The sequence below is a fragment of the Mycobacterium innocens genome, from assembly GCF_900566055.1.
In the GTDB taxonomy this organism is placed as follows: domain Bacteria; phylum Actinomycetota; class Actinomycetes; order Mycobacteriales; family Mycobacteriaceae; genus Mycobacterium; species Mycobacterium innocens.
Genome location: NZ_UPHQ01000274.1, coordinates 1 through 25,495, shown reverse-complemented (window position 1 = coordinate 25,495; position 25,495 = coordinate 1). Strand labels below are relative to the sequence as shown.

Here is a 25,495-nt window from a genome sequence, read left to right as displayed (position 1 = left end):
CGGCGAGGTCCGCGGGGCAGATCCCATCCGAATAGGACACGCACATGGAATCCAGCAGCATCGAGCACGTCGACGTGTTGATAGTTGGTGCCGGTATCTCGGGCATCGGCGCTGCTTACTACCTGCGGACAAGGCAGCCGGCCAAGACGTTCGCCATCGTGGAGGCCCGCGGCGACATCGGCGGGACATGGGACCTGTTCCGGTATCCGGGAATTCGGTCGGACTCCGATCTGCACACGTTCAGCTACGAGTTCAAGGCGTGGGAGAACGACAAGGCGATCGCCAGCGCGGACGCCATCATGTCCTACCTTCGCCAGACGGTGGCCGAGAACGGTATCGGCACGGCGATCCGGTTCGGGCACAAGGTGATCGAGGCGGCCTGGTCCAGCCGTGACGCACGCTGGCTGGTGCAGATCGAGCGCTCGCGCGACGGTCAGGCCTGCGGCGAACGGGTGACCATGAGTTGCGGATGGTTCTTCTGCGCCAGCGGCTACTATCGCTACGACGCGGGCTATACGCCGGAATTTCCCGGCCGGCAAGGGTTTAGCGGGCAGATCGTGCACCCCCAGCACTGGCCCGAAGACCTGGACTACCACGGCAAGCGGGTGGTGATCATCGGCAGCGGCGCAACCGCGGTCACGCTGGTGCCGGCCATGGCCGAGTCTGCCGGACACGTGACCATGTTGCAGCGTTCGCCGAGCTACGTGGTCCCGGTGCCGTCGAAGGACCGCATCGCCAACACCTTGCCCACGTTGGTGGGCCGCGACCGTGCCTACGCCCTCACCCGCAAGAAGAACGTCGCCAAGCAGCGGCTCGTCTGGCGGTTCTGCCAGCAATATCCGCAGGCCGCCCGGCGGCTGATCCGTCACCTCAACGCCCGGCAACTGCCGGCCGGGTATCCGGTCGACGAGCACTTCCGGCCGGCGTACAACCCGTGGGACCAACGGCTGTGCGCAGTGCCCGACGCCGACATGTTCCGGGCCATCCGCGAGGGCCGGGCTTCGGTGGTCACCGACCGGATCGACACCTTCACCGAACGCGGGATCCGGCTGGCGTCCGGGCGGGAGCTGGAGGCCGACATCGTGGTCACCGCAACCGGTTTGAACCTGTTGGCATTCGGCGGCATCAAACTCTCGGTGGACGACACCGCCGTCGACGTCTCGGAAAAGGTGGCATTCAAGAGCTTTCTGCTCAGCGACGTCCCCAACTTCGCCTACTTGTTCGGCTACACCAACTCGTCATGGACGCTCAAGGTCGGGCTGGTATGCGAGCACTTCTGCCGGCTGCTGGCCCACATGGACGCCAACGGACACGATGTCTGCTGCCCGCAGGTGCCCGGGGCAATGTCGACCCGACCGTTCCTGGACTTGTCCGCCGGCTACGTCCGGCGAGCGGTGGCCCAGTTCCCCCACCAGGGCACCGAAGGACCATGGCAGGTCTGCATGGACTACCAGGCGGACCGAAAATTGCTGCGCGACGGCCCGGTCGACGATGACCACCTGCGCTTCACCACGTCGGCCGGCGCCGACACGTCCGAGTTGGCCTTGACGGGCTGACCGGCCGCTAACCGGCCCAGGGGGCCATGAGGGGAGTACACGTATGGAACTGATGTCACCGGTCGACGCGTTGTTCTTGGCCGCGGAGTCGCGCGAGCATCCGCTGCACGTCGGGGCGCTGCAGCTGTTCCAGCCGCCTGCGGGGGCCGGTCGGGCATTCGTACGCGAGACCCACCGGGTGATGCTCGAATGCCAAGACATAGCACCGCTTTTCCGTAAGCGGCCGAGCTCTTTGCATGGCTCGATCGCCAACGTCGGCTGGTCCACCGACAACGACGTCGACCTCGGCTACCACGTGCGACGCTCCGCCTTGCCGGCGCCGGGCCGGGTGCGCGAGCTGCTGGAGCTCACCTCGAGGCTGCACGCCAACCTCCTCGATCGCCATCGGCCATTGTGGGAAACACACGTGATCGAAGGCCTCAAGGATGGACGGTTTGCGATCTACTCGAAGATGCATCACGCGCTCATCGACGGGGTATCCGGACTCACCCTGATGCGGCAGTCACTTTCGGCCGATCACCAGGACACCGACTTCCGGGCGGCGTGGTCGCCCGCACCCGCGCGCTCCCCGCGCAGCCGACAGCGCCCCGGGCGGTTGCACCGGCTCGGTGGAATGCTGGCATCCGTTGGCGGGCTTGCCCCGTCGACGCTTCGGTTGGCGCGTTCCGCGTTGCTGGAACAGCAGCTGACATTGCCCTTCGGGACACCGCGCACCATGCTGAATGTCGCCGTGGGCGGAGCGCGGCGCTGCGCGGCCCAGTCCTGGGAGTTGGACCGGGTCAGGACGGTCAAAGACGCTGCCGGAGTGAGCCTTAACGACGTCGTGCTGGCGATGTGCGCCGGCGCGCTGCGGGCCTACCTCGACGACAACGATGCCCTGCCGGAGGCGCCGCTGGTGGCGATGGTGCCGGTAAGCCTTCGCAACGATCACGACTCGGTGGGCGGAAATATGGTCGGAGCGGTGTTGTGCAACCTGGCTACCCACCTCGACGATCCGGCCGACCGCCTGGACGTCATTCATGCGTCGATGCGCGACAACAAGAAAGTCCTGTCACAGCTGCCTCGCACGCAAGCGATGGCGCTGTCACTGCTGCTGTTGAGCCCCGCCGCGCTCAATGCCGTGCCCGGCCTGACCAAGATGACTCCGCCGCCGTTCAACGTGTGCGTCTCGAACGTGCCCGGCGTGCGCGAGCCGCGATACTGCAACGGCGCCAGGATGGTCGGCAACTACCCGATGTCCCTCGTGCTCGACGGTCAAGCGCTCAACATCACCTTGACCAGCACCGCCGACAGTCTGGACTTCGGACTCGTGGGCTGCCGCCGCAGCGTCCCGCACCTGCAGCGGGTGCTCGGACACCTGGAGACCTCGCTGAAGGAACTGGAGCGCGCAGTCGGCCTCTGACAACCTGGCCAGCCCCGAAACTTCCGTCACTGCGACACAACGAATTTCGCAAACCCACGGGCAATCGCCGTCGGGTCGGCGCTGTTCCCAAAACAACCGCGCAAGCGGGCGGCCCGTGGCCGACACCCGCCGGCCGTGCGACCGAAGAATCAATTTGACGTGCGCGAAACCTACGACACCGTAGCCTATCTCAACAGTCGACAACGGTTATAGTTCGTGAGATTTATATTCGGTCGTATGTGCGGCGCCGGTAGATCAGGCGCCTCGGAAGGAGTATCGGTAATGACGCTGCGAGTGGTGCCCGAAGGTCTGGCGGCGGCCAGCGCGGCGGTGGAGGCGTTGACGGCTCGGCTCGCGGCCGCGCAGGAAGCCGCCGCACCGTTGATCACCGCGGTAGTACCGCCAGCGGCGGATCCGGTGTCGCTGCAAACCGCGGCGGGGTTCAGCGGTCACGGCGTCGAGCACGCGGCGATCGTGGCGGAAGGGGTCGAACAACTCGGCCGGTCCGGTGTCGGTGTCGGTGAGGCCGGTGTCAGTTACGCGGTTGGTGACGCCGCGGCGGCGGCCACCTACCTGGCGTCCGGTGGTTTGCAGTGACGGCTCCAGTCTGGATCGCCTCTCCACCGGAGGTGCATTCGTCGTTGCTGAGCAGCGGTCCGGGCCCCGGTCCGCTGCTCGTGGCCGCTGCATCCTGGACGTCGATCAGCGCCGAATACGCCTCGGTGGCAGAAGAACTCACGGCATTGCTAGGCGGGGTTCAGATCGGGGCGTGGCAGGGTCCGAGCGCCAAAGTATTTGCGGCGGCACACGTCCCCTACCTGGCATGGCTTTTGCGGGCCTGCGTCGACAGCGCCGGGGTGGCCGCCCAGCACGAGGTGGCGGCGACCGCCTATACCGGCGCGCTGGCGGCGATGCCGACATTGCCGGAGTTGGCTGCCAACCACGCCCTACACGCGGTATTGCTGGCGACGAATTTCTTTGGCATCAATACGATCCCGATCGCCCTCAATGAGGGGGACTATCTGCGGATGTGGATCCAGGCTGCCACGGCGATGAGCATCTACCACGCGGCTTCGGTCGCGGCGTTGGCGTCGGTGCCGCATACCACGCCCGCCCCGCTGCTGGTCAAGCCCGGCGTCGGCAGCGCCGGCGACGCCGCTGCCACATCGGCCCAATCCGCCGTGGGGGATATCCCGTGGAACTTGATCTGGGCGCTCCTGAAGGAGGTTGCCGAGGCGTATCTGGCCTTCAATGTGTGGGTCTTGAAGGAAGACGCGTTGTTCCTGCAGGACCCGATCGGCAATTTGTGGCAGATGCTCAATGCCTTTTGGACCAATCCGTTCAACGCGCTGCTGGAATGGGGTCCGATGATCTTCGCCCTCGGCTACACCGTGGCCGAAGGCGGAGCGCCGGCAACGGCACTGGCGACGGGGGTGATCACCGGCGCTACCAGCGCGCTGCTGGCCGCGCTGCCGCCGGCGCTGGTTCCGGCTGCCACCGCGCTGATGAACGCTGCCGGACTGCCGGTGGCGGCCGCTCCGGCCGCGGTGGGCGCGGTTGCCGCCGGCTCCGTGACGCCCGAACTCGGCGCCGCTGCCGTGCCGCCGCCGGCCCGATTGGTTTCGGCCGTGGCGACCGCTCCCGCAACGGCGCCGGCCGGCCTGGGTTGCTCAGCCCGGGGCGCTGCAACGTTGGGATTTGCCGGGACCGCCGGCAAGGAGGCCGCCGGAGAGCCAGGCGGTTTGACCAGGTTGGGCGACCAGGAGTCAGGCGATGTGGCGCGGGCCCCGATGCTGCCGGCTACCTGGGACCCGAGTCGGGAGGCGATCATGGCCGACTGTGTCAGCTAACGACGCGATAGCCGGCCGCGCAACGTAACAACCCAACGTAACCGCACCCACGAAAAGGATCACCATGAGTTTGTTGGATGCCCATATTCCGCAGTTGGTGGCATCGCAGTCGGCGTTTACCGCCAAGGCGGCGTTGATGCGGCACACGATCGGGCAGGCCGAGCAGTCGGCGATGTCGGCGCAGGCGTTTCATCAGGGCGAGTCCGCCGCGGCGTTCCAGGGCGCGCACGCCCGGTTCGTGGAGGCCGCCGCCAGGGTCAACACCTTGCTGGATATCGCGCAGGCCAACCTGGGCGACGCCGCGGGCACCTACGTGGCCGCCGATGCCGCCGCCGCGTCCAGCTACACCGGCTTCTGAGTCACCGTCACCGTCAAACCTCGAAAGGACTTGTGATGGCGCAGATTATGTACAACTACCCGGCGATGCTGGCGCACGCCGGGAATATGTCCGGCTATGCCGGCACCCTGCACAGCCTGGGCGCCGATGTCGCCAACGAGCAGGCCGCGCTGTCGAATGCCTGGCAGGGCGATACCGGGATGACCTACCAGGGCTGGCAGACCCAGTGGAACCAGGCTTTGGAGGACCTGATGCGGGCCTATCAGTCGATGGCCGGTACCCATGAATCCAACACCATGGCGATGTTGGCCAGGGACCAGGCCGAGGCCGCCAAGTGGGGGTAATTTGGCTGCGCTGCAGGCTCGCTGCACACGCATCCCGTTGCAGCAGGCCACTGTGGTTGCGGCGCGCCGCCTCGCTGCCGCCTCGCTAACCAGCTGCGGGAGCTGGGTTGGGCGGCGCGCATAGCCGGACCCGACGACGTTCCGCCGCTGGCCGCCCGGGCGGCGCGCGAGACCTGGCGTGCGGTTGTCCGCGAGATGCCGTACACCACCGCGCGGCGCTGACGGCGTTGAATCCGTTGTCGACACAGCGGCTCGACGGGCACACCAGGCTGACCGGGGACCTGCTCGGCCAGCTGAATTGGCCCCACCGCGATATATCCCAGGGGCGCCAAACGATCCGCGCGTGAGCCGCTCAGGCCCGCGCGAATGCCGGCAAGCGGGTCCGGTTTCGGTAGGCTGCCGGCCCCGCCCCGAACCAGCGCTTGCAGGAGCGCGTCAACACGCTCGGCTCGGCATAGCCCAATTCCCTGGTCAGGTGCGACAAGCTGATGCCCGTCGTGCGCAGGTAGCGGTCGGCGGTGTCTTTGCGTACTTGATCGACCAGCACCGCGAAGGTAGTGCCTTCGTCGGCAAGCCTGCGCTGCAACGTTTTCGGATGCAGGTGGAATTGCTCGGCCACCAGCTCGAGGGTCGCCGCCCCGGTGGGCAGTAATTGGCGAACGATGGCGCGTACCGATTCCACGATCCCGGCGCCCAGTGGGGTGATGCTGCTCAGGTAGTCGACCACTGCGCGGTGGGCGACATCGTCTCGGTTCAACGGCCGGCTCAGGTCCGCGGTGCGCACGGTGAATCCGCTGCTGCGTTCGGCGAAGTACGGCGTGCAGCCGAAATACTGCGCGTAGTCGGCCGGTGCGGTAACCGGGTCGTGGGATAGGTGCACCGCAAGCGGGGCGTAGTCGGCGCCCATCAGCAGGCGTAACACCCCGAGCGAGACGCCCAACGCCAGCTCCAGCGTCTGCGGACAGGGAATCGCTTCGTCGAGGAGGAACTGGATTCCGATGAATGACCGCTGTGCATCGGCCGACGAGGTGATCTGTATGCGGATAACCGGGCTGTACGCCGCCATGAAGGTGTTGAAGATCGACAAGGCGTCGGCCACCGTCGCGGCGGTTCGAGCGGCCACGCCCACCGGTCCCAGGATCTCGATACTCTGTCGCCGGGCCAACCTGCGCCCGAAATCCGGTGTGGCCGTTGCCGCTGCGGCCGATTCCATTGCCCTGATCGCCGCGCGGAATGGTATGAACGCGTCGTAGTTGCCGACGTCTCGGTCCCGGATACCCACTGCCCGCAGCAGGCCGGCCGGGTCACCGCCCAACTCGGCGACCAGCTTCGGGTAGTTGGACAGCCCGGTCCCGCGCACCACGGACATGCCGTTGACCCTCAGTGGACGGTGCCGCTGTGTCAAGTACCCGAGGACCCAAGACGCTGGCGGGCCATGTGGAAGCAAACTCCGCAGGCGGCTAGCGTCGGTGCATAATGCTTCGCACCGGACTTCCGGCGGCAAGCGGCAGAGGCCAGGAGGTGTTCATCGAAAATCCGTCCACACCGGTGGTGACCGGCCCGTCGGGCGACCGTAACCCATAAGTCGAATCCAATCGCGACCAGCTGCAAGGGACCCCAGACCATGCGTGAATTCAATGTTGCCGCCGATTTCACCGTCGCCGACACCGACCACATCGTCGGCAGTGTGTACGCACACGAGCGCGACGACCCCGATCATGTGATCTTCCAGCGCCTGGTCAGCGGGGTGTGGACCGACGTGACCTGCGCAGAGGCCGCCCAGCAGATCCGTACCACGGCACTGGGTTTGATCGCCGAGAACGTGAATGCCGGTGATCGAGTCGCGATTTTGTCGGCCACCCGCTACGAGTGGGTGATCCTTGACTACGCGATCCTGTCGGTGGGCGCGGTCACCGTCCCGATCTACGACACCTCCTCGGCCGAGCAGGTGCGCTGGGTACTGGAGGATTCCGGGGCCGTGCTGGCGATCGCCGAGACCGACGCCCACGCCCAGGTGATCAAGGAGCTCAGCGACGAGCTGCCGAGCCTGCGCAAGATCTTGCTGCTCGAGTCGAGCGGCCCGACGGCCCTCGACGAGCTGGCCGAGGCCGGCAAGGCGGTGGACGTCGGTCAACTCGACCAACGGCTGGCGTCGTTGCGGGCCGCGGACCCCGCGACGCTGATCTATACCTCGGGCACGACGGGCCGCCCGAAGGGCTGCCAGCTGACCCACTCTAATCTGCTGTACGAGGCGCGCGGCGCGGCGTCGTGCTTTCCGACGCTGCTGCGCAAGGGTGAACGGCTGCTGGTCTTCCTGCCGCTGGCGCATGTGCTGGCGCGTTCACTGTCCATGTCGGCATTCGCCAACAAGGTCACGATCGGTTACACCAGCGACATCAAGAACCTGGTGTCCACGTTGGCTGTGTTCCAGCCGACGGTGGTGGTGTCGGTGCCCCGGGTATTCGAAAAGGTCTACAACACAGCCGAATTGAAGGCCCAGGATAGCGGCAGGGGCAAGATCTTCGACACCGCCGCTCGCACCGCGATCGAATGGAGCACGGCCCTGGACACCGGCGGTCCGGGTGTTCTGCTGCGGGCCAGGCACGCGCTGTTCGACCGGCTGGTATACGGCAAGCTACGCGCTGCGCTCGGCGGCAACTGCCATGCCGCGGTCTCCGGGGGAGCGCCGTTGGGCAAACGGCTGTGCCACTTCTACCGCGGCATCGGGGTGACCATCTACGAGGGCTACGGGCTCACCGAGACCAGTGCCGCGATCACCGTGAACCGGATCGGCGAAGAGCGGGTCGGCACGGTCGGCAAGTTGTTGCCCGGCAACAGCATGGCGATCGCCAATGACGGCGAGGTGCTGGTGCGCGGCGGCGTGGTGTTCACCGGCTACTGGCATAACGAGAAGGCCACTGCCGAGGCGATCGTCAACGGGTGGTTCCACACCGGCGACCTCGGGTCGGTCGACGCCGACGGATTCTTGTCGATCATCGGTCGCAAGAAGGAAATCATCGTGACCGCCGGCGGCAAGAACGTCGCGCCGGCTGTCCTCGAAGACCAGTTGCGTGCGCACCCGCTGGTCAGCCAGGCCATGGTGGTCGGGGACAACAAGCCGTACGTGGCCGCGCTGATAGCGATCGACCCGGAAGGTTTCGACGTGTGGAAGCAGCACCACGGTAAAGACGCGACGGCTTCGGTGGCCGATCTGATCGACGACCCCGATCTGGCCGGCGAGATCGACCAGGCGGTCAAGCAAGCCAATCAGGCCGTTTCCCAAGCCGAATCGATCCGGCGGTTCCGCATTCTGCCGGTCGATTTCACGGTCTTGACCGGTGAGCTGACCCCGACGCTGAAGGTGAAACGCAATGTGGTGGCGCAACGTTTCGCCGCCGAGATCGAGTCCCTGTACAGCAAGCGCTGACCGGAGCGGCTCGATTATCTGATAGCAGTCAGAGCTTGTAACCGATGGCGCGCAGTAGCTCGCGCCGCTCGGTGACGTCACGATCGGTCTCCACCCCGAGGGGTGGTTGACCGTCGACCACGGCCGCGATGCCCCGCCCGCGCTCCGTCACCGCGACCACGACTTCAACGGAATTGGCCGTGGCGCAGTGAATCGTGCAGACCTCGGGCACCGCTTTCACCGGATTGAGGACGCTGATCGGGAAGCCTTCACGCAGGAAGATCACGAAGCAGTGGCCGGCCGCGATCGCCAGGGCGGTGTTGGTTGCGAGCTCCATCAACGCGGCGTCGTTACCGCTGCGTCGAACCAATCGCGGCCCGGACGCCTCGCAGAACGCCAGCCCGAACCGTAGTGCAGAACTCACCCCCACCAGCGCCTCGTGGAGGTCATCGACTGTCTTGATGAAGTGCGCCTGGCCGATCACGACGTTGACGTCATCCGGCTTGTCGACGAGCACCACATCCCAGGACAGCGACGTTGTGGAGACAGACCCAGTCACAGACTCATGCTGCCACGTTCGCCGACCTTCCCCACCCGCCAGGCCCCACCGCCCAGCAGCGCCAACTGCTGCTCGTGATGTGGCTCGACGGTGTTGCGGTGGCTGACCGATACCACAACGGTGTCCGGTAGTTCGGTGCGGAGCAATTGGTACAGCGAATATTCGAGTCCCGGGTCGAGCGCTGACGTTGCCTCGTCGAGGAACACCGCCCTGGGCCTGGTGAGCAGGATGCGCGCGAACGCGATCCGCTGCTGTTCGCCGGGGGAGAGCACCTTGGCCCAGTCCTGAACCTGATCCAGCCGGTCGCGCAGGTGAGCCAGCGCCACTTTGGCCAACACGTCGCGCAGCCTGCGGTCGGCGATGTCGCCCTCGGCGGCCGGGTAGGACACCACGGCACGCAGATTGCCCAGGGGCACATACGGCAACTGGCTCAAGAACATCGTCGCGTTGTCTTGGCTGGGGTGTCGCAACGTCCCGGATGTGAACGGCCACAGCTGGGCGAGGCTGCGCAGCAGCGTGGTCTTGCCCGACCCGGACCGGCCGACGATCACCATGGAGTCGCCCGGAGCGAGTCTCATGCTGAGCGGTTCCACCAATTGCAGGCCGTCCGGGGTGCGCACCTCGACCTCGTCCAATTCGACCGAGCCGTCGACGCTGGGCGCGGTGTTCAGTTTCGGCAACGCACGGGTCTTGGCGTTGGACTCGACCAGGCCGTGCACCCGCAGGATGGAGGCGCGGTAGCTGGCGAACAGGTCATAGGCATTACGAAAGAACGACAGCGAATCGTGAACCGTGCCGAACGCCTGCGTGGATTGCATGACGTAGCCGAGTTTGAACGAGCCCGCGAACAAATGCGGCGCCTGAATCAAAAACGGCAGCAGCCCGATCGGCTGGCTCACCGCCACATTGAACCCGGTGAAGGCCACGCTGCGCCGCAGATAGCCGCGATAGTTCGTGATCACCCCCGCGAATCGTCCGTTCAATTCCACACTTTCGGCGCGCTCCCCGCGATAGAAGCCGACCGCCTCGCCGGCGTCGCGCAACCGCACCAGGGCGTAGCGGAAGACCGCGTTGAGCTTTTCGTTGCGGAAGCTTAACCGGATCAGCGGGCGTCCGATCCAGAAGGCGACCACCGTGGCGAACGTGATGTAAGCGATCACTATCCAGAACAGCGCCCGCGGAATCTGCAGACCTGCGACGGTGATCGGAAACGACAGGTCCCACAGGATCGCGGCGAACGACACCACCGACACCACCGCCTGCACGGCGCCGAACAACAGGGTTTTGGCAGTACCGTTCGCGGGGATGTTCGCCATGCCGCCCGAGCATGCGGTGAAAGCGTCGATGTCTTGCTGGATGCGCTGGTCGGGATTGTCGATGGGGTGGTCGATGAACTGTCCGCGATAGTAGGCGCGGTCGCCCAGCCAGTCGCCCATCAACCGGTGGGTGAGCCAGACCCGCCACCGGATGATGAACTCCTGCATCAGAAACTGGTCGACCACGGCGCGCGCGATGTAGATGACCGCCAGAACGGCAAATGTCGCGATGGCCACCCAGAAGCCGTGGACGCCGGAATTGCGGACCCGCACGTCGCCGCCGGCGGCCCCCTCGAACGCCACCTGCAGCGCGGTGTACAAGTCGTTGCTGTAGTAGCTCAGCAGAATGTTGATCCGCACCGCGACCATCACCAGCATCAGCAGCAGGCCCAGCCGGCCCCATACCGGAATACTGTCGTGTCCCTTGAAGTATCCCCCGGTCACCTCCCAGAACTGCCGGCCCCATGTGGTGTAGCGGGCGATGAGCGTCCCGACGGCCACCAGGCCCGCGCCGCTAATCGTCCAGGCTTCGGCAAGCCACCACAACGATCCGACAACCTCGTTGCTCCAGTCGATCGACGGCGTGAAGGTATCCATCGTGAACGCTCCTGTGCCATGGCGTCGTGGCGACGCTATGTCGAGAAGCTACCGCGATTTGAAAAGCGGCCCGCTCACATTGAGGCCACCGGTTCGCCGATGCGGCTCAGGCGCCACGGGCCGTTGCCCAACAATTCCAGTTCCTGGTGATGATGCGGTTCGACGGTGCTGCGGTGGCTGGCGCTGACCACGATGCAGTCGGGCAGCTCTTTTCGCAGCAAGTCATAGAGCGCGAACTCCAGTCCCTCGTCGAGAGCCGAGGTGGCTTCGTCGAGGAAGACCGCCTTGGGTCTGGTCACCAGGACGCGGGCGAACGCGATGCGTTGCTGCTCGCCGGGCGAGAGCATTTTGGCCCAGTCCTCGACGTCGTCGAGCCGGCTGATGAGATTGGGCAAGGTGACTTTGGCCAGGGCGTCGCGCAGCGTCAGGTCGTCGATCTCACCCTCCATCGCCGGGTAGCTCACGCCGGCGCGCAGATTGCCCAGCGGAAGATAGGGCAGCTGCGGGACGAACATGACCCCGTCCCGCCCGTCCGGATAGCGCAGCGTGCCCGAGGCATACGGCCAGAGCCCGGCCAGCGTGCGCAGCAGCGACGTCTTGCCGCAACCGGACTTGCCGGTGATGACCAGTGCGTCCCCGGGCACGAGCCGCACATTGAGCGGCTCGATCAATTGCGTGCCGATCGGTGAGCGGACCTCGACGTCGTCGAGTTCTATCGCGACATCGCCGGTGGCAACGGTGCGCAGCTCAGGCAGCTTGCGCGCCTTGGCATCGGCTTCCGCCAGCCCGTTGAGGCGCATGATCGCGGCCCGATAGCTGGCGAATCGGTCATAGGCGTTGCGGAAGAACGACAGTGATTCCTCGATCTGGCCGAAGGCGCCGGCGGATTGGATCACGTCTCCGAGCTTGATGCTGCCCGCGAACAGTCGCGGCGCTTGCACGATGAACGGCAGCGGGTTGATGGTCTGGCTCATCGTGACGTTCCAGCCGAGGAAGCCGATCGTGCGTCGCACGTAGCGGCGGTAGTTGGCAATCGTGTCGGCGAACCGGGTCCCGAGCTGGGAACGCTCCACGCGTTCGCCGCGGTAGAAGCCGATCGCCTCGGCGGCGTCGCGCAGCCGCACCAGCGCATACCGGAAGGCGGCGTTGAACAGCTCGTTGCGGAAGCTGAACCGGATGAGCGGGTGACCGATCCAGAAGGCAACCACCGTGGCCATCGAGACGTAGGCGAACAAGACCCAGAACAGCGCCTTCGGAATGTCGATCCCGAAGACGGTCAATGTGCCGGACAGCCGCCACAAGATCGCGGCGAACGATGCCACCGACACAACCGATCGGACCGCGCCGAACAGCAACGTGGCCGACGTGCCGACCGACGGGCTGTTGGGCGCGCCACCGACACCTGCGGTGAAGATGTCGATGTCCTGCTGGATGCGCTGGTCGGGGTTGTCGATCGTGGTGTCCAGGAACCGGCCCCGGTAGTAAGCCCGCCCGTCGAGCCAGTCCGCGGTCAGCCGGTCGGTGAGCCATACCCGCCATCGGATCAAAAACCGTTGCGTGACATACAAATCCGTCATCACCTGGATCACCTGCAGGGTGGCGATGACGCAGAAGGTCCAGATGGCCACCCAAAAGCCGTGGATGCCCGAATCCCGCACCGCGTTATTGCCGGCGGCGGCGCCCTGGAACGCGGCCTGAAGCGCCGAATACAGGTCGTTGCTGTAGTAGGTGAACAACACCGTTAGGCGCACCGAAGTGATGACCGACAGCAGCAGCGCGCCGAACAAACCCCAGACCGGGACGCTGTGCCGGCCTGTGTAGTACTCGCCGGTGATGCGCCAGAACTGGCTGCCCCAGCGGGTGAACCGGACGACCAGCACCGCGACGACGAGCAGGCATGCCCCGCTGACCGCCCAGGCCTGAAGAATCCACCGCAACGACGCGACCAGCTCGTGGCCCCAGTTGATGGAGGGGGTGAACTTTTCCACGGAGGCTCTCCTTCTTCCGCGGGCGGACGCACTTGCCGCTATGCGGGTGGGGCCGGCCAGGAGTGAGCGGGGCTGACGATGTTCGCGATCTTGGTGAAGAAGTTCCACACCCCGAGGACCTCGACATTCGAGTTGACGAACATGAGCAGTGTCGTGCCCTCGGGGGGGAGGTAGTAGACGTATGACTGGTATCCGGGGATGTTCCCGTTGTGGCCTATCCAAGCGTTTTGGTTCTCGAGTCCGAACCCGTAGAGCGTGCCGGTTCCTTCCGCCGGCGCGAGCAGGAATTCGAGGCGTTTTGCCTGTGCGGTCTTCGAGAGCAACGCGCCTTCCGCAACATTGCGCGACCAGATGCGCATGTCGTCGAGCGTCGAGACCATGGCTCCCGCTGCCCACCCCCACGAGGGGTTGAAGTCGGTGGCATCTTGGATCTGGCCACCCGGACGCTTGGTGTAACCGTGCGCGTGTGGCGAGGGAATCTCGGCGCCGACCGGCAACACGGTGTGCTGCATGTTGAGCGGTTGCGTGATGTGGTCGCGGATGAAGTCGGTCAACGATTGGCCGGCGACCTTCTGGACCACCATGCCGAGCAGCACCGTATTGGTGTTGCTGTAGTCGAATTGCGCTCCGGGCGGAAAGACCGGCGGATGGCTGGCAGCGATCTGAATCAGCTCTTCCGGCGTGCGTTGGCGCCCCTCTTCTCCCGGTTTCGGCGGCGCCGTCTCGGTCGAGTAGTCGAAAAGCCCAGAGCGCATTTGGCCCAGCAGGCGCAGCGTGATCACGTCGCCGTTGGGAATTCCCGGCACATACTTGCCGATCGGATCGTCGAGTCCGACCTTGCCTTGGTCCACCAACTGCAGAATTGCGGTGGTCGTAAAGGTCTTTGTGACGCTGCCGATGCGCATGTGCATATCGGTGGCCATCGGCGCGCCGGTAGTGGTGTCACTGCGTCCGAACGCTCGCACGTAGGGCGCCTGACCGGGCTTCCAGACGCCGATGAGCGCACCCGGTACCGACGCCTCAGCCATCCCGGCCGGAATGACCTGGTCGAGCCGCAGGGTCCAGCCCTTGGGTTGGACACCCGCGTGGCCGCAGGCAGGAAGTGCCATCAGCAGAATCGCCGCCAGCACCCGCCACCGCCTTCGGTGTGCCGGCCCGATACCCGATCCGAGTCGCGGAGTTGTTTTCGACAGCTTTCGAGTTCGTCGGCGACCGCAGGGCGTGAACTTTTCCACGGAGGCTCTCCTTCTTCCGTGGCCACATCGGCGACACTAGTTACCAGCTGTGCGTGACGGTATCGCAGTTGCAGCTCATCGGCCGGTGTCCGGCGACCACTTCGCGGGTAGTCGAATCATGAACCCCAATGCCGCGAGGAGTGCCACGATGACCGCAATTTCCGAACCGAAGACAACGAAAGTCACGCCGTTGCTGCAGGCGCTGTGCCGGCGGGTCGACGCCGCCGACGGTGACCGTCGCCGCGACGTCACCAACGCGATGACCGGACAGCCGCTCGCCGGCGTACCGCAATGCACCCCCGAGGACGTCGTCGCTGCGGCCGGCCGCGCCCGTGCTGTGCAACGTGCCTGGTCGCAGCGCCCGCTGGCCGAGCGCACCGCGGTCCTGTTGCGCTTTCACGACCTGGTGCTGCGGCGTCAGGACGAGATCCTCGACATCATCCAGTTGGAGAGCGGCAAGGCCCGCGCTCACGCCTTCGAAGAGGTCGCCGACGTATGCCTGACCGCCCGCTACTACGCCCACACCGCCCAGAAGTACCTGTGCCCCAAGCGCCGTCAAGGGGTGCTGCTGGCCATGACCGAGGTATGGGAACACCGGCCTCCGAAGGGCGTGGTCGGGATCATCTCGCCGTGGAACTATCCGCTGACCCTGGGCATCAGCGATGCGCTGCCGGCGATCGTCGCCGGTAATGCCGTATTGGCCAAGCCCGACAACCAGACGCCGTTCTCGGCCCTCTGGGCGGTGCGGCTACTCGAAGAAGCGGGCATGCCGCAGGGGCTGGTGCAGAGTGTCACGGGATCAGGATCGGAGCTGGGCTCACCGATCATCGAGCAGTCCGACTACGTGATGTTCACCGGTTCCACCGACACCGGCCGCACGGTCGCCGCCCAAGCGGGCAAGAGGCTGATCGACTGCTCGATGGAACTCGGCGGCAAGAACGCGCTGCTGGTCCTCGACGACGCCGATGTCGGCAAGGCCGCCGCCGGTGCGGTACGGGCGGCATTCTCCAACGCGGGCCAGTTGTGCATCTCGGTGGAACGCATCTACGTGCCCGGCGCCCTGTGGGACGAGTTCACCGACCGCTTCGTGGCAGCCGCTACGGCAATCAAAATGTCTGCCGCGCTTGACTATTCGGCTGACATGGGGTCGTTGATCAGCCAAACACAGCTCGACACGGTAACCCACCACGTCGACGACGCGGTGAACAAGGGCGCGACCGTGCTCGCCGGTGGCAGGCCGCGTCCCGACATCGGCCCGTACTTCTACGAGCCGACCATTCTCAGCGGCGTGCGCGAGGGCATGGCGGCGTTCGCCGACGAGACCTTCGGCCCGGTCGTCTCGCTGTATCGCGTGCACAGCGAGGAGGAGGCCGTGGAAAAGGCGAACGACAGTTTGTACGGCTTGAACTTCAGCGTGTGGACCTCCGATCCCAAGCGCGGACGTGCCGTGGCCACCCGATTGCAGGCCGGAACGGTCAACATCAACGAGGGTTACGCCGCCGCGTGGGCATCTGTCGACGCGCCGATGGGCGGCATGAAGGCCTCCGGGCTGGGTCGTCGTCACGGTGAGCAGGGGATCCTGAAATACACCGAGCCGCAAACCATCGCGATCGAACGCGGGCTGCCGGTCGGCGTGCCGTCCTGGATGCGTGCCGACCACTACGCACGCCTGATGAGCGGGGGGTTGCGGGTGCTGCGCCGGCTACCGGGCGTCAAATAGCCGGTTCCCGCCGGTTCCCGACGGTTCCGGACGGTTCCGGAGGGGACCGGACAGGGCACGGGACGCTTCAGGCAGGCATCAGCCGGAATAAATTCGGGCGCAGCAGCGATGTATAGATCAAGCGAATGGTTGCGGCGTTGACTACTCACGGTGTGTTCGGGTTTTTGAAGGCGATTTTGTTCAAATTCCCGGTACCCCTACCGGTATCAGCGGCGTACGATTCGAGTTAAGTACCCCTCATGAATGGAAAGATCATGGTTAAGTTCTCAATGCTGGCTGCTGCCGGGTTGGCTGTAGGGGCCATTGTGGCAGGTGTGGGAGTTGGCGCGGCGCCGGCATACGCCGACTCCACCGCTGATTCCACTTTCATCCAGCAGCTCGACAAGGCCGGAATCCCCTACGTGAACCCCTACTTGGCGGTCGGTCGGGCCACAGCCATGTGTCTGTACCTGAACCAGGGGCACACCGAGGCCGAGGCGTTGCTGTTCACGGCTCAGACCGACCGTGCCAACGCCACGTCATTGCAGGACGCTCAATTCGCTCAGCTCGCCGAGGCCATTTACTGCCCGAACGAGCTTTCCTCGGCCCACTAGAGAATTCTGCGACTTTGCAATAGTTACCTCGGTTTCGTATTCGCGGAACCAAGGTAACTATTGCTTGTACAGACATTGCCCGCTCGACGATTGTGGCGGGTTTCGCAGCGCGGTTGGATCCGGCATGGGACGGGTACCGAATTGATGACTTTTTGCGTCACGGCTGACCGGTCGGATGGCCGACCTTTGAGGTGCTATCCGACCGGAATGCGCGTCGTAATTCAGCGGTGCCCGGGCGCGTTCGGATTGCAGTCGATGCGGTCGGGGACGAAGCAGTCCGGAATGATCCAGTCGCTGAGCGGATCATTCGGGTTGACGCGCACCGAACCCTTCGGCAATTCCGGAGCCTTGCCCGGTTCCAGGGTGAACGAATTGGAGAAAATGGCCGGCATGTCCCTGGCCAGTCGGAGCAATGCCCCGCCCTGCCGCACGCAGATGAGCCCGACGGCGGGCGGCTGTTTGGACGGGTCCGGCATCGCCTCCGAGCTTGGCCACACCAGGTTGCACAGATCCTGGGCGCTCAGGATGTGGTAGGGCGGGTCGTCGGCTTGTGCGGGCGGACTACCCATAAACCCGGCACTGGCGAGCCCCATTCCAACCGCTGCTACTGCGAGTTCTCGACGCATTAGCGCCCCCTCACCAATCGTGGTGGTCAACTAGTGTGACACGGGCGAATAGTAACGCCGTCACGGCTCAGATTGAAGAAAAGTTTGCAAGTCGAGGACCTTCGTCACCAAGAAGATCGCCCGGGTGCCGGCCGGCAATCGATCAGCCCAGTACGGGGACCCGGCGCTGGTGGCCCAGTTCGTCGAGCGCGGCTTGCATCACCGAACGCACATGGGCGTCGACCTGCGCCGGCTCAGCGTCATTGCCGAATTGGGCGGCGACGTCGATCGGCTCCAGCACCTGGTAGATGATTTTGGCGGGCAGCGGCATATTGGCCGGGAAGAACACCGTCAGGCCGAACGGTAGGCCGATGGTGACCGGCAGGATCTCGATGCGAATTCGTTTGAGCCCCAAGTGCTTTGCCAGCCAGTTGCCGCGGGTGACGAAGAGCTGGGTTTCCTGGCCGCCGATGGAGACCGCGGGCACGATCGGTACGCCGGCCTGCATGGCTGTCCTGACGTATCCGGTGCGACCGCCGAAGTCGATGACGTTCTGCGCCAATGTCGGCCGGAATGCGTCGTAGTCACCGCCGGGAAATGCCAGCACGACCGCTCCCGAACGCAGCGCCTTGAGCGCGTTGTCCCGATTGGCGTGCATGACGCCGAGGCGGCCCAGCGCCGCGCGGAACGGGGTGAAGAAAACCCCATAGTGGGCAAGGGTGTACAGCGGACGACCGTAGCCGAACCTGCCGTAGAAGGCGGGCGCAAGCACGTTCCAGTCGGGCGTCAACACCCCGCCGGAGTGGTTGGACACCAGCAGAGCGCCACCGGTCGGGGGAAATGATTCCAGGCCGCGCACTTCGGCCCGGAACCAGCGCTTGATGAGCGGGGTGACCGCGCCGATCAACGCCTTGGTGAAGGCCGGATCCCACTTGGCCATCTCGGAGCCATCAATCCCATTGCCGCTCACGTCTTCTGCCCATCAGTAGTCGAAGTGCCGGTGACTCGATTATCCTCCCGCCCCGGCGCTTCGACCGAGGACCAATGGCTGCGGTTGCGAGGTCTAAAGTCCCCCGTCGGCAACTCCGCGAATCGGTAGCGTCTGGTCTAAACCACGACATCGCACAAGTGGGCAGGAGTGTGGCGATGACCGTATTGATGACCGGGTTCCCCGGCTTTCTCGGCAGTGCGTTACTACCGCGCATCCTCAAACGCACGGACAGCACGGCAATCTGTCTCGTGCAGTCCAAATTCGCCACCCTGGCCAAGCGCCGCGTGGCCGAACTCAGCGCTGCCGAACCGTCGGTGAGCGGGCGGATCGAGCTGGTCGAGGGCGACATCACCCAACCCGGGCTCGGCCTTGCGGCGGGCGCACTGAGCGAAGTCACCGAGGCGTGGCACCTGGCCGCCGCATACGATCTGGCGGTCGCTCGCGAGGCGGCGGTCCGGATCAACGTCGACGGCACCCGCAACGTCCTTGACGCACTTGATCAGTGTCCCAGCCTGACCCGGCTGCACTACTTCAGCACCTGCTACGTCAGCGGACGTTACGCCGGCCCGTTCGGCGAGGACGACCTGGAAGTGGGTGCGTCGTTCAACAACTATTACGAGGAGACCAAGCATCTCGCCGAGGCGGACGTGAGATGGCGGATGTCGGCCGGGATGCCGGCGACCATCTATCGGCCCTCGATCGTGGTCGGTGACAGCCGAACGGGTGAGACGCAGAAGTTCGACGGGCCCTACTTCGTCATGCAGTGGCTGTTGCGGCAGCCCCGGCACGCGATCCTGCCGGTGGCGGGAGATCCCACCATGACGCGGGTGAACGTGGTCCCGCGTGACTTCGTCGTTGACGCGGTGAGTTATTTGAGTGGGCTGGCCATTTCCGAGGGCCGCACCTATCACCTGGCCGATCCCCAACCGCTCACGGTCGAGGAGATGACCGACGTGCTGGCCCGGGTGACCGGCCGGCAACTGGTCAAGATTCCGCTACCCCGCAAGCTGGCGAAGGGCTCGTTGGCGCACGTTCCTGGGCTCTACCGGTTGATGCGGATCCCGCCGGAGGCGGTCGACTATTTCACCCATCCCACTTTCTACTTGACCGACCATTGCCGCGCCGACCTCGCCGACGGCCCGGTCGGGCCCCCGCCGTTCACCGGCTACGTCGACCGGCTCGTGGACTTCATGCGCCGCCACCCGGAAGTCGGCTCCGCGGCGATGTTCTGACGGTGCGGCGCCCCCTGCGCAGGCCTTCGAATGATCATGCGGGCAGCAAGCCACTGAGGGGACTGATGGGTTTGCGGACAGGCGTGATGTCAACGCCGATGTGGTCGAGCCAGCCACCTGTTGCGCAGAAATCGTTCTGCATATCGATCACCACAATCCCGGTTCGGGAAAGATCGATCAATAGGTAGGTTCTGCGGTTCGGCGGCAAGCCGGACGGGGCGCGGATGGGGTGTGTTGCGGACGGTGTCAACGAGATCTTCCGACACCCGCCATGCTGTCGCCGCCACCGCGCCCAGCGGCACTAGTTCTGCGCCCATCCAATCTCCTCACGTCGGGCACAGACCGTGGTGTGTAAGGTCTACCAGAACCTCGGGCGACCCGCATCCGCAAACCAGTTGCGAGGTTCAACTGGGACCATGACCACGAGCCCGTCCGCCGGATAACCGCCCGCTGCGGCCATAGGGCGATGCTGAACAGGCAACAAAGTTGTTCGACACGCTTTAATTAGTGCATGGAATTGATGATGCCCAACGACTCGATGTTCCTGTTCGCCGAATCGCGGGAGCATCCCATGCACGTGGGCGGCTTGTCGTTGTTCGAGCCGCCGCAGGGGGCGGGTCCGGAGTTCGTGCGGCAGTTCTACGACGCTCTGGTTGCCAACGAGGAATTCCAGCCCACGTTCCGTAAACACCCCGCGACGATCGGGGGTGGAATCGCCCGTTTGGCGTGGGCTTACGACGACGAGATCGACATGGACTACCACGTCCGCCGCTCCGCCCTGCCGTCCCCGGGACGGGTCCGCGACCTGCTGGAGCTGACCTCGAGGCTGCACACCAGCCTGCTGGACCGGCATCGCCCGCTGTGGGAACTGTACGTGGTGGAGGGGCTCAACGACGGCCGGTTCGCGATGTACACCAAGATGCATCATGCCCTGATCGACGGTGTGTCCGCGATGAAGCTGATGCAGCGCACCCTGTCGACCGACCCGGACGACACCGAGGTGCGGGCGATGTGGAATCTGCCCCGGCCGACGCGCCCGCCGTCCGGCGGATCGTCATCTCCGTTCAGCTCACTGGTCAAGCTGGCCGGATCGGTTGTGGGCCTTGCCCCTTCGACTTTGAAGCTGGCCCGCGCCGCCCTGTTCCAGCAGCAGTTGACGCTGCCGTTTGCGGCGCCGCACACCATGTTCAACGTCAAGATCGGCGGAGCGCGCCGGTGCGCTGCGCAATCCTGGTCGCTGGAGCGCGTCAAGGCCGTCAAGCAGGCAGCCGGGGTCACCGTCAACGATGCCGTCCTGGCGATGTGCGCCGGCGCGCTGCGGTATTACCTGATCGAACAGGGCGCGCTGCCCGGCACTCCGCTGATCGCGATGGTCCCGGTGAGCCTGCGCTCCAAAGACGATGCCGACGGCGGCGGCAACAAGGTCGGCAGCCTACTGTGCAACCTCGGCACTCACGTCGAGGACCCCGCGGAGCGGATCAAGATCATCAGCGAGTCGATGCGCGCCAACAAGAAGGTGCTCGCCGAGTTGCCGCAACTGCAGGTGCTCGCGCTGTCCGCGCTACACATGGCGCCGTTGACGTTGGCGGGCATACCGGGCTTCCTGTCGACGGTGCCGCCGCCGTTCAACATCGTCATTTCCAACGTGCCGGGCGGGACAGATCCGCTGTACTACGGCGGCGCCCGGCTCGATGGCAGCTACCCGATGTCCAACATCCCCGACGGCCAAGCGCTGAACATCACCCTGGTGAACAACGCGGGCAATCTCGACTTCGGACTGGTCGGTTGCCGTCGTAGCGTGCCGCACCTACAGCGGCTGCTGCTCCACCTGGAATCGTCGCTGAAGGATCTGGAGCAGGCCGTCGGAGTCTGAGGATCACCCGGATGCCCAGACTCAGCGCCGGTTTGCTGCTGTATCGGGCACCGGCCGGCGTCGTCGACGTCCTCATCGCGCATCCCGGTGGCCCGTTCTGGGCGCGCAAAGACGATGGGGCGTGGTCGATTCCGAAAGGGGAATACCCCGACGGCGACGACCCCTGGCGGGCGGCCCGGCGGGAGTTCACCGAGGAGCTGGGCTTGCCGGTTCCGGACGGGCCGCGAATCGACCTGGGCGTGGTGAAACAACCGAGCGGCAAAGTGGTCACCGTCTTCGCAATCGAAGCCGACCTCGACATCACCGACGTGCGCAGCAACACCTTCGAGCTGGAGTGGCCGAAGGGGTCCGGCACGGTGCGAGCGTTCCCCGAGGTCGACCGGGTCGGCTGGTTTCCGGTGGCGCAGGCGCGTACCAAGCTGCTCAAGGGGCAGCGGGCATTCCTTGACCGGCTGATGGCACAGCCGTCGGTGGCAGGCTTAAGCGAGGGTTCGTGACGGCGTATGTTCGCATGATGCAGACATTGCGCACACCCGACGAGCGGTTCGACGACCTCCCTGACTTTCCTTACGCGCCAAGGTATTGCGAGTTGCCCGACGGCGAAGGCGGGACCCTGCGGGTCGCCTGGGTGCAAGACGGGCCGGACCGCGCCGACCCCGTGCTGATGCTGCATGGCGAGCCGTCATGGTTCTATCTGTACCGCAAGATGATTCCGGTCCTGGCCGCCGCGGGCCATCGTGTCATCTGCCCGGATCTGGTCGGTTTCGGCCGTTCGGATAAGCCGACCCGTCGCGAAGACCACAGCTATGCGCGTCATGTCGAGTGGATGCGCGCGCTGGCTTTCGACGTGCTGGACCTGCGCAACGTGACCCTGGTCGGACAGGACTGGGGCGGGCTGATCGGATTGCGGCTGGCCGCCGAACATCCCGAGCGCTTCGCGCGGCTGGTCGTCGCCAACACCGGACTGCCCAACGGAGAGCAACCGATGGCCGAGATCTGGTGGCGCTTCCGGGAAGCGATCCAGACCGCGCCGAAGCTGGACATCGGCTGGTTCGTACAGGGGGGATGCCGGCGACAGATGAGTGACGCGGTGCGTGCCGGCTATGACGCTCCATTTCCCGATGACGACTACTGTGCCGGCCCGCGCGCCATGCCCGGCTTGGTGCCGACCGCCCCGGACGACCCGGCGGCAGCGGCGAACAAGACGGCCTGGACGAAACTGTGTGTGAGTCCGACGCCGATGCTGGTGGCGTTCAGCGACAGCGACCCCATCACCGGGCCGATGGCCGAGATCTTCAAGCGTGAGATGCGCGGTGCGCAGGGCGTCGATCACCCGGTGGTGCACGGCGCCGGCCATTTTCTGCAAGAGGACGCCGGCGAAGAGCTGGCCGACTACATCGTGAAATTTCTGCGCCGCTGACCAAGCCCGCGTCGCCGGAAGACCACGAACAAAACCACCTCCGCCACGATGACAGCCATCAGGAATCCGGCGAACAGGATCACCACGATCGGGATGGCGACGTTGTCGTAGGCGACGACCAGTTGCCGGTAAGCGTCGTCGTCGGGCGCGTTGCCGAACGTGAAATCCGAAGAGATTTGCGACGTTTGGTACACGTCGACCTGAGTCTTGGTCAGATAGGACCCGTGGTTGCCGGCCAGTTCCCGCAGCACCGGGTCACGAACCTGGCCGGCGGTGCTGTCAACGCGTCCAACTCCACGAAGGTTGCCTTGTCCGCCTCGGTGAGGGTCGCCGGCGTGGGGGTCGGAATCACCAGGGCGACGCTATCGGTTGTGGCGTCCAACGCGAGCCGCATCACGATGGTCTCGGTAGTCCCATCCCAATGCGCCAGTGCCACTTCATGATTCATGGTTTCGTGGGCGCCACCCGGAGCGATCGCCGCGCCGCACGCGCAGGCATGGCCAGGCCAGCACCGTGGTCGCCAGGGTCACCGATACCAGCAGACCAACGACGAACACCAACCGGCAGACGCGTAGCACCGCCATGCCGCAGATGCTACGCGCCGCCCTGGTCGCGGCCACCCACTTTGACCGGGGCGCACGCGAGGTACGGGCACAATGTCAGCATGACGACGCGGCCCCTGGCGCCCACCGAATATGCCGAACCGCAGGCATTGCTGCTGCAACTGCTGGACCCCGCGATCCGGGCCAACCCGTATCCGGTGTGTGCGCAGCTTCGTGACCATGGGCCGCTGCAGCTGCCGGAGGCCGACTTCGTCCTCTTTTCGACCTATCACGACTGCGACGAGGTGCTGCGGCACCCGTCGTCGAGCAGCGACCGGTCCAAGTCGAAGATCGGCCGGCGGCAGGCGCCGAGTGCACCGGTTCCGGACCCCGAAATCCCGCCCGGCTTCTTGTTTCTCGATCCACCCGATCACACCCGGCTGCGCAAGCTGGTCAGTAAGGCCTTCGCTCCGAAGGTGGTGAACGCATTGCGACCCGACATCGGTGCGCTGGTGGACGGATTACTGGACGGGATCGCCGAGAAGGGCCGTTTCGACGTGGTCGGCGACTTCGCCTATCCATTGCCGGTGGCGGTGATCTGCCGGCTGCTCGGGGTGCCGCTGGAAGACGAGCCGCAATTCAGCCGGGCATCGGCATTGCTGGCGCAGTCGCTGGACCCGTTTCTCACCTTCACCGGCCAGCATTCCGAGGACTTCTCCGACCGGCTGGCGGCCGGCACCTGGCTACGCGAGTATCTGCGCGGGCTGATCGCGAGGCGCCGGTCGCAGCCCGGCGACGACTTGATGTCCGGCCTTATCGCGGTAGAGGAGTCCGGCGATCAGTTGACCCAGGAGGAGATCGTGTCGACCTGCATGCTGCTGCTGGTCGCCGGACACGAGACCACGGTGAACCTGATCGGCAACGCCATCTTGGCGCTGTTGCGCGATCGCCGGCACTGGGTTGCGCTGGGCGCCGACGCTGCCGGGGCGCCGGCGGTCATCGAGGAAACCATGCGCTACGACCCGCCGGTGCAACTGGTCGGCCGAATTGCGGGCGACGACATGGCGATTGGGAACATCTCGGTGGCTAAGGGTGACACGATGATGCTGCTGCTGGCGGCGGCGCATCGCGATCCCGCCGAGTACGACCGACCAGACACCTTCGACCCGGATCGTGGGCCGTTGCGGCACTTGGGTTTTGGCTATGGGGCACACTACTGCCTGGGCGCCCCACTGGCGCGGTTGGAAGCCGGTGTGGCGTTGTCGGCGATCACCGCACGATTCCCCGGCGCCAGGTTGGCCGATGAGCCGCAGTACAAAACGAACGTCACGCTGCGCGGGCTCCAGACGTTGTCCGTCGTGATCTAGTCGGCCGCTGAGCCGTTGGGGCGGCCTGGGTCTGGTCACTTGAGTCACTTGAGTCACTTGCGTCACCAAGTGTTGGGGGTAGGCGTTGTGCCCGGCTTGTAGCGACAGATCCGTTGCGCTGCTGGGGTTGTCGCGGATAGGTGGGCACATTGGGTGTTGGTCTTTCCGGTGGCCGGTGTGGCGGGTGTGGCTCACGTTGGCGTTGGGGGTGATGAGATCGATTGTCGGAGCGGTGTGTTGGTTGCGGTGGCACCGGCGAACCCGGTGCGTTGTTCGCTGTGGGTGAAATGTGGAATCGGTTGTTGGGCAGTCGGTTTCTGCCCGGTTTTTGTCGGTGCCCGCCGATAGGTTGGGTTCATGGATTGGCAGGCGATCACGGCGGCCTTCGACGGGTTGGATGCGGCGCTGGATGCGGTGATGGGCCTGAACTTTGATGCGTTGAGCACCGCGCAGTGGTTGACGCTGCTGGGGCGCTGCGAAACCGTGCGCCGCCGCCTACCCGTGCCCGAGCATCAGCTGATCAACCACCTGGCCCGCCAAGCCAGCGCCGCAGAACTGGGCG

The 25,495-nt window shown here is 65.4% G+C and carries 25 protein-coding genes and 1 pseudogene; 15 read left to right on the top strand and 11 right to left on the bottom strand.

What is annotated here, in order from left to right:
• Positions 1-44 precede the first annotated feature (44 nt).
• The 6 genes from EET03_RS26320 (at position 45) to EET03_RS26295 (ending at position 5,489) form a co-directional block, all read left to right on the top strand.
• Positions 45-1,556: a flavin-containing monooxygenase gene (locus EET03_RS26320; protein WP_099193833.1), complete on the top strand. Its 1,512-nt coding sequence runs from the start codon at positions 45-47 to the stop codon at positions 1,554-1,556.
• Between the two features lie 52 nt (positions 1,557-1,608).
• On the top strand, positions 1,609-2,958 hold the full coding sequence (locus tag EET03_RS26315) for a WS/DGAT/MGAT family O-acyltransferase (protein WP_099194288.1): 1,350 nt from the start codon (positions 1,609-1,611) through the stop codon (positions 2,956-2,958).
• Between the two features lie 282 nt (positions 2,959-3,240).
• Positions 3,241-3,555: a PE family protein gene (locus EET03_RS26310; RefSeq protein WP_075543307.1), complete on the top strand. Its 315-nt coding sequence runs from the start codon at positions 3,241-3,243 to the stop codon at positions 3,553-3,555.
• Positions 3,552-4,808 carry a PPE family protein gene (locus EET03_RS26305; protein ID WP_099193832.1) on the top strand — a complete coding sequence of 419 codons (1,257 nt, stop codon included), beginning with the start codon at positions 3,552-3,554 and terminating at the stop codon, positions 4,806-4,808. Before EET03_RS26310 ends, EET03_RS26305 begins: the two co-directional genes overlap by 4 nt.
• A 64-nt stretch (positions 4,809-4,872) precedes the next feature.
• Positions 4,873-5,166 carry a type VII secretion system protein EsxG gene (gene esxG / locus EET03_RS26300; protein ID WP_075543309.1) on the top strand — a complete coding sequence of 98 codons (294 nt, stop codon included), beginning with the start codon at positions 4,873-4,875 and terminating at the stop codon, positions 5,164-5,166.
• A gap of 35 nt (positions 5,167-5,201) precedes the next feature.
• Positions 5,202-5,489 (top strand): WXG100 family type VII secretion target, encoded by a 288-nt coding sequence (locus EET03_RS26295; RefSeq protein ID WP_075543310.1) that lies wholly within the window; start codon positions 5,202-5,204, stop codon positions 5,487-5,489.
• Between the two features lie 352 nt (positions 5,490-5,841).
• Here the strand turns inward: EET03_RS26295 and EET03_RS26290 are convergent, their stop codons facing one another.
• Positions 5,842-6,858, bottom strand: a complete 1,017-nt coding sequence (locus EET03_RS26290) for an AraC family transcriptional regulator (RefSeq protein ID WP_075543311.1) — start codon at positions 6,856-6,858, stop codon at positions 5,842-5,844.
• 255 nt (positions 6,859-7,113) lie between these two features.
• Here EET03_RS26290 and EET03_RS26285 point away from each other — a divergent pair, with 255 nt between their 5' ends.
• The gene (locus EET03_RS26285; RefSeq protein ID WP_075543312.1) at positions 7,114-8,916 is read left to right on the top strand and encodes an AMP-dependent synthetase/ligase; all 1,803 of its coding nucleotides are present in this window, start codon (positions 7,114-7,116) and stop codon (positions 8,914-8,916) included.
• A gap of 28 nt (positions 8,917-8,944) precedes the next feature.
• On the opposite strand, the gene EET03_RS26280 is transcribed toward EET03_RS26285, so the two are convergent.
• From EET03_RS26280 to EET03_RS26265, 4 genes are all read right to left on the bottom strand, one after another.
• Positions 8,945-9,454, bottom strand: coding sequence for an adenosine-specific kinase (locus tag EET03_RS26280; RefSeq protein WP_075543313.1), 510 nt, complete (start codon positions 9,452-9,454; stop codon positions 8,945-8,947).
• The gene (locus EET03_RS26275; protein WP_075543314.1) at positions 9,451-11,367 is read right to left on the bottom strand and encodes an ABC transporter ATP-binding protein/permease; all 1,917 of its coding nucleotides are present in this window, start codon (positions 11,365-11,367) and stop codon (positions 9,451-9,453) included. Before EET03_RS26275 ends, EET03_RS26280 begins: the two co-directional genes overlap by 4 nt.
• A 74-nt stretch (positions 11,368-11,441) precedes the next feature.
• Entirely contained in the window at positions 11,442-13,355 is a 1,914-nt protein-coding gene (locus tag EET03_RS26270; protein WP_075543315.1) for an ABC transporter ATP-binding protein/permease, read from the bottom strand.
• A gap of 38 nt (positions 13,356-13,393) precedes the next feature.
• Positions 13,394-14,485: a serine hydrolase domain-containing protein gene (locus tag EET03_RS26265; RefSeq protein ID WP_244232556.1), complete on the bottom strand. Its 1,092-nt coding sequence runs from the start codon at positions 14,483-14,485 to the stop codon at positions 13,394-13,396.
• A gap of 253 nt (positions 14,486-14,738) precedes the next feature.
• Between EET03_RS26265 and EET03_RS26260 the strand changes: the two genes are divergently transcribed.
• Together EET03_RS26260 and EET03_RS26255 are read left to right on the top strand one after the other, a co-directional pair.
• The gene (locus tag EET03_RS26260) at positions 14,739-16,310 is read left to right on the top strand and encodes a succinic semialdehyde dehydrogenase (protein ID WP_075543316.1); all 1,572 of its coding nucleotides are present in this window, start codon (positions 14,739-14,741) and stop codon (positions 16,308-16,310) included.
• Positions 16,311-16,564: 254 nt separating this feature from the next.
• Positions 16,565-16,903 carry a DUF732 domain-containing protein gene (locus EET03_RS26255; protein WP_167470705.1) on the top strand — a complete coding sequence of 113 codons (339 nt, stop codon included), beginning with the start codon at positions 16,565-16,567 and terminating at the stop codon, positions 16,901-16,903.
• 221 nt (positions 16,904-17,124) lie between these two features.
• Here EET03_RS26255 and EET03_RS26250 read toward each other — a convergent pair whose 3' ends face one another.
• Positions 17,125-17,496 carry a hypothetical protein gene (locus EET03_RS26250; protein ID WP_099193831.1) on the bottom strand — a complete coding sequence of 124 codons (372 nt, stop codon included), beginning with the start codon at positions 17,494-17,496 and terminating at the stop codon, positions 17,125-17,127.
• A gap of 175 nt (positions 17,497-17,671) precedes the next feature.
• A complete protein-coding gene (locus EET03_RS26245; RefSeq protein WP_075543319.1) occupies positions 17,672-18,478 on the bottom strand; it encodes a lysophospholipid acyltransferase family protein in 807 nt (268 codons plus the stop codon).
• A 176-nt stretch (positions 18,479-18,654) separates the two neighbouring features.
• On the opposite strand from EET03_RS26245, the gene EET03_RS26240 reads away from it, so the two are divergent.
• On the top strand, positions 18,655-19,731 hold the full coding sequence (locus EET03_RS26240) for an SDR family oxidoreductase (RefSeq protein WP_063468989.1): 1,077 nt from the start codon (positions 18,655-18,657) through the stop codon (positions 19,729-19,731).
• 34 nt (positions 19,732-19,765) lie between these two features.
• On the opposite strand, the gene EET03_RS30495 is transcribed toward EET03_RS26240, so the two are convergent.
• Positions 19,766-19,912 carry a hypothetical protein gene (locus EET03_RS30495; protein ID WP_167470704.1) on the bottom strand — a complete coding sequence of 49 codons (147 nt, stop codon included), beginning with the start codon at positions 19,910-19,912 and terminating at the stop codon, positions 19,766-19,768.
• A gap of 330 nt (positions 19,913-20,242) precedes the next feature.
• Between EET03_RS30495 and EET03_RS26235 the strand changes: the two genes are divergently transcribed.
• From EET03_RS26235 to EET03_RS26225, 3 genes are read left to right on the top strand one after another with little or no spacing between them, the layout of a single operon-like run.
• Positions 20,243-21,604 (top strand): WS/DGAT/MGAT family O-acyltransferase, encoded by a 1,362-nt coding sequence (locus EET03_RS26235; RefSeq protein ID WP_099193830.1) that lies wholly within the window; start codon positions 20,243-20,245, stop codon positions 21,602-21,604.
• 11 nt (positions 21,605-21,615) lie between these two features.
• Entirely contained in the window at positions 21,616-22,101 is a 486-nt protein-coding gene (locus EET03_RS26230; protein WP_075543321.1) for an NUDIX hydrolase, read from the top strand.
• Between the two features lie 17 nt (positions 22,102-22,118).
• Complete coding sequence (locus EET03_RS26225) at positions 22,119-23,024, top strand: haloalkane dehalogenase (RefSeq protein ID WP_075543328.1); 906 nt, start codon at positions 22,119-22,121, stop codon at positions 23,022-23,024.
• Here EET03_RS26225 and EET03_RS33160 read toward each other — a convergent pair.
• Genes EET03_RS33160 through EET03_RS33150 form a run of 3 tightly spaced genes read right to left on the bottom strand, consistent with a single transcriptional unit; the run spans position 22,997 to position 23,608 of the window.
• Positions 22,997-23,275 carry a hypothetical protein gene (locus EET03_RS33160; RefSeq protein WP_244232555.1) on the bottom strand — a complete coding sequence of 93 codons (279 nt, stop codon included), beginning with the start codon at positions 23,273-23,275 and terminating at the stop codon, positions 22,997-22,999. The two genes, EET03_RS26225 and EET03_RS33160, sit on opposite strands and share 28 nt — an antisense overlap.
• The gene (locus tag EET03_RS33155) at positions 23,236-23,472 is read right to left on the bottom strand and encodes a DUF2330 domain-containing protein (protein WP_244232554.1); all 237 of its coding nucleotides are present in this window, start codon (positions 23,470-23,472) and stop codon (positions 23,236-23,238) included. The genes EET03_RS33160 and EET03_RS33155 overlap by 40 nt, the downstream gene beginning before the upstream one ends.
• Complete coding sequence (locus EET03_RS33150) at positions 23,462-23,608, bottom strand: hypothetical protein (RefSeq protein WP_244232553.1); 147 nt, start codon at positions 23,606-23,608, stop codon at positions 23,462-23,464. The genes EET03_RS33155 and EET03_RS33150 overlap by 11 nt, the downstream gene beginning before the upstream one ends.
• A gap of 80 nt (positions 23,609-23,688) precedes the next feature.
• Here EET03_RS33150 and EET03_RS26215 point away from each other — a divergent pair, with 80 nt between their 5' ends.
• Entirely contained in the window at positions 23,689-24,933 is a 1,245-nt protein-coding gene (locus tag EET03_RS26215) for a cytochrome P450 (RefSeq protein WP_075543322.1), read from the top strand.
• A gap of 357 nt (positions 24,934-25,290) precedes the next feature.
• Positions 25,291-25,495: pseudogene (locus tag EET03_RS26210) on the top strand (13E12 repeat family protein); the annotation flags it as partial.

Excerpts from the sequence above, each read along its gene's own strand:
- EET03_RS26320 (WP_099193833.1), top strand. The coding sequence starts at position 45 with ATGGAATCCAGCAGCATCGAGCACGTCGACGTGTTGATAGTTGGTGCC.
- EET03_RS26315 (WP_099194288.1), top strand. The coding sequence starts at position 1,609 with ATGTCACCGGTCGACGCGTTGTTCTTGGCCGCGGAGTCGCGCGAGCAT.
- EET03_RS26310 (WP_075543307.1), top strand. The coding sequence starts at position 3,241 with ATGACGCTGCGAGTGGTGCCCGAAGGTCTGGCGGCGGCCAGCGCGGCG.
- esxG (WP_075543309.1), top strand. The coding sequence starts at position 4,873 with ATGAGTTTGTTGGATGCCCATATTCCGCAGTTGGTGGCATCGCAGTCG.
- EET03_RS26295 (WP_075543310.1), top strand. The coding sequence starts at position 5,202 with ATGGCGCAGATTATGTACAACTACCCGGCGATGCTGGCGCACGCCGGG.
- EET03_RS26290 (WP_075543311.1), bottom strand. The coding sequence starts at position 6,858 with ATGTCCGTGGTGCGCGGGACCGGGCTGTCCAACTACCCGAAGCTGGTC.
- EET03_RS26285 (WP_075543312.1), top strand. The coding sequence starts at position 7,114 with ATGCGTGAATTCAATGTTGCCGCCGATTTCACCGTCGCCGACACCGAC.
- EET03_RS26275 (WP_075543314.1), bottom strand. The coding sequence starts at position 11,367 with ATGGATACCTTCACGCCGTCGATCGACTGGAGCAACGAGGTTGTCGGA.
- EET03_RS26260 (WP_075543316.1), top strand. The coding sequence starts at position 14,739 with ATGACCGCAATTTCCGAACCGAAGACAACGAAAGTCACGCCGTTGCTG.
- EET03_RS26255 (WP_167470705.1), top strand. The coding sequence starts at position 16,565 with ATGGTTAAGTTCTCAATGCTGGCTGCTGCCGGGTTGGCTGTAGGGGCC.
- EET03_RS26250 (WP_099193831.1), bottom strand. The coding sequence starts at position 17,496 with ATGGGGCTCGCCAGTGCCGGGTTTATGGGTAGTCCGCCCGCACAAGCC.
- EET03_RS26240 (WP_063468989.1), top strand. The coding sequence starts at position 18,655 with ATGACCGTATTGATGACCGGGTTCCCCGGCTTTCTCGGCAGTGCGTTA.
- EET03_RS26235 (WP_099193830.1), top strand. The coding sequence starts at position 20,243 with ATGGAATTGATGATGCCCAACGACTCGATGTTCCTGTTCGCCGAATCG.
- EET03_RS26230 (WP_075543321.1), top strand. The coding sequence starts at position 21,616 with ATGCCCAGACTCAGCGCCGGTTTGCTGCTGTATCGGGCACCGGCCGGC.
- EET03_RS26225 (WP_075543328.1), top strand. The coding sequence starts at position 22,119 with ATGCAGACATTGCGCACACCCGACGAGCGGTTCGACGACCTCCCTGAC.
- EET03_RS33155 (WP_244232554.1), bottom strand. The coding sequence starts at position 23,472 with ATGAATCATGAAGTGGCACTGGCGCATTGGGATGGGACTACCGAGACC.
- EET03_RS33150 (WP_244232553.1), bottom strand. The coding sequence starts at position 23,608 with ATGGCGGTGCTACGCGTCTGCCGGTTGGTGTTCGTCGTTGGTCTGCTG.
- EET03_RS26215 (WP_075543322.1), top strand. The coding sequence starts at position 23,689 with ATGACGACGCGGCCCCTGGCGCCCACCGAATATGCCGAACCGCAGGCA.